Genomic DNA, 209 nt, shown 5'->3' on the forward strand with positions numbered 1-209 from the left:
CGTACCCAATGGATCAACTGTCGCATTGACAAATGTTGGTGCTGTAGTATCGCTCGGAATAACCGAACCATTGGTCACTGAAGTTGGTGGAAGGGTTACTGCATCATTGCCTGCTACATCTTGGATCGCATTTGGATCATTACCCGTAGTTGGATCGGTATAACCCACTTCAACCGCTTGACCTGCTGTGACTGCTGTACCTAAGGTCA

At 47.8% G+C, this 209-nt stretch carries 1 protein-coding gene; it reads right to left on the reverse strand.

Features of this window, described 5'->3' with window-relative positions; translation table 11 throughout:
• Nucleotides 1–209, reverse strand: a 209-nt coding sequence (locus tag WFN33_RS20390; RefSeq protein WP_336954848.1) for a hypothetical protein, incomplete at both ends; no start/stop codon positions are given.

This window comes from Acinetobacter sp. AS167 (assembly GCF_037152175.1).
Taxonomy (GTDB): domain Bacteria; phylum Pseudomonadota; class Gammaproteobacteria; order Pseudomonadales; family Moraxellaceae; genus Acinetobacter.